This window comes from Streptomyces inhibens, assembly GCF_003389455.1.
GTDB classification, from domain to species: Bacteria; Actinomycetota; Actinomycetes; order Streptomycetales; family Streptomycetaceae; genus Streptomyces; species Streptomyces inhibens.
Map to the genome: position 1 here is coordinate 1 of NZ_QUAC01000306.1, position 2,185 is coordinate 2,185.

Annotated in this window: 3 protein-coding genes; 2 read left to right on the plus strand and 1 reads right to left on the minus strand. The window is 66.1% G+C overall.

All coding sequences use genetic code 11. From position 1 onward, the window contains the following. Positions 1-78: 78 nt before the first annotated feature. Entirely contained in the window at positions 79-600 is a 522-nt protein-coding gene (locus DY245_RS33115; RefSeq protein ID WP_244943421.1) for a hypothetical protein, read from the minus strand. A 483-nt stretch (positions 601-1,083) separates the two neighbouring features. On the opposite strand from DY245_RS33115, the gene panD reads away from it, so the two are divergent. Continuing rightward, complete coding sequence (panD, locus tag DY245_RS33125) at positions 1,084-1,653, plus strand: aspartate 1-decarboxylase (RefSeq protein WP_342354239.1); 570 nt, start codon at positions 1,084-1,086, stop codon at positions 1,651-1,653. Positions 1,654-2,098: 445 nt separating this feature from the next. Beyond that, positions 2,099-2,185, plus strand: an 87-nt coding sequence (locus DY245_RS45470; RefSeq protein WP_244943423.1) for a DUF6243 family protein, incomplete at its 3' end; no start/stop codon positions are given.

Consider the following 2,185-nt stretch of genomic DNA (forward strand, 5'->3'; position numbering starts at 1 on the left):
CGGCCGAGCCACCCCACACCCCCGGATCAACGGTCCCGGAGTGATCCAACCACCTCGAAGATCATTTCGTTAGGAGTTCTAAGTGATGTTGTGGTCCCGCTCGGCGAAGCGGCGGATGGCAATATCGGTGCTCACGGCGACGGCCACGCCGGTCGGGACGGTACCGCGCGCCTTCGGGGCCCAGGCGCTCGCGTCGTGGCCCGCCTCGTAGTACAGGTTGGCCGACGAGCCCGCCGTGCCACTGAACCAGTAGACGCTGATGTTCGTCAGCAGGCGGTCGCGACCCACAGCGTCTTCGGGGAGCTCGGCGGCGGCGTCCGTCCACTCCTTGAACTTCTCCGAGATCCAAGCAAGCTGGCCAACCGGTGAGTCGTGCAGACCGTAGGAGAGGGTTTGCGGACGGGTGGACTGGATGGCGTTGAAGCCCATCTTGTCCTGCTGGAAGTTCTCCAGCCGCGCCAGCCGCTCCTGCTCCGGCCCGGTCAGCCCCTCGAACTCGGCGGGATCTCCGGAGGGGAAGGTGAGCAGACCCTTGACGTGAATGCCGACGACCCGGTCGGGTGCCTGGCCGCCCCATCTCGGCGGCGATCCAGGCGCCACCGCCCGTTCCCTGAATACCGTGGGTGCTGTAGCCGAGCCGACCCATCAGCAGTACAGCGGCGTCAGCTTCCTCGAAGCCTGGTTCCACGACGTCGAAAACCAGCACCCCGACATAGCCTTGGAGCGCATGGCGGTGCCGTGGAGACGCGTCCGTGGTGGTGCTGCCACTGTCGGACCGTTGGCGACGGGTGACGATCCACGCTGAATGCATGGGCACCGCGCACGGCCTGTTCGGCGCGCTCGCTTTCGCCCATGCGGCCGACGTCGTTTCCCTCGTCCTGGCCCGGCTGACTCCGTTCCAGAGCTGGCTCCTGCCAGGTCTGGAGCACTCCGGGCCGCCAGCGCCGCACGTTGCTGCCCAAGTCGGTTCTACGCCGGTCCCGCCAGGTCGATGTGCCCCTCGTCAGCCTGTAAAAGACGTGACCCGGAGCTCACGCGCTGCCACGGAAACCTGACACCGCGAAGACGGCCACAGACCGGGATATGGCAGCGTTTTACAAGGCCAACATGCCTTTACTGCTTCGAATTTCGTTGATCATCAGGGGTTGTGGCCATGTTTTCGTCGTGCCACGCTCCACCACGTCGCGACACCGGGATCCACCGCCTGACCAGACGCAACCGCGAAGGGCCACCGTGCATTTCGAGACGCTCAAAGCCAAGATCCACCGCGCCACCGTCACACAGTCCCGCCTCAACTACGTCGGATCCATCACGATCGACCTCGACCTGACGGAAGCGGCCGGCATCCGCCGCCACGAGAAGGTCGACCTGGTCAACGTCACCAACGGCGCCCGTCTGTCCACCTACGTGATCGAAGGCCCCGGGGGCTCCGGCGTCATCGGCGTCAACGGCCCGTCGGCACGCCAGGCCCAAGTCGGCGACCTGGTCCTGATCGTGTCGTACGCCTCGGTCACGCCGCAGGAGGCCGACGAGTTCGAGCCGAAGGTCGTCTTCGTCGACGGTAAGAACAAGATCACCGGTTTCGGCGGGGACGCGGCCGAAGTGCCGCCCGGGAGTGGCCTCATACGCGGAGATCAGGTAGCCGGCGCCTGATCGGACGGGCCTCGGGACCGCCGTAGCGAACCGGGGCCCGTTACGCATCGCCCTAAAGGTTGTCCCGTAACGGCGGGGCGCAAGTGAGATGATCTCTCATGCCGTCAGTATGCTCGCGACCACTGACAACGCCCGCGGCGGCCCAGTAACGCCCATCTGGACCTGCCCCAGGCGGGCGGCGACCACCGGCGGGTGCTGGCTGTGCTGAGATTCCCGGAAGGAAACGGCTGACCCCGGGCGCTCGCCGAAGGCCCGGCCGACGCCGGGGCGGGCGAAAAGGTTGGTGTGCGGGGCCGGCGGAACCGGGTAATGTCTTTGTCATGTTCTTCCAGACGCCGATTTACGAGTGAGAGCGTGACGGGCCCCTGCTGGCGTCCTTCGACGTCGCCGCCCGTCCCCCACCGATGAATCCGTAGATCACTTCACATCACTACCGGGAGAACCCGTGACCGTGAGCAAGAACATCAACAACCCCGTGGGCATGGGCGGCGGCCAGCGCAAGAAGCTGTCCCGCGCCGAACGGCAGAACAAC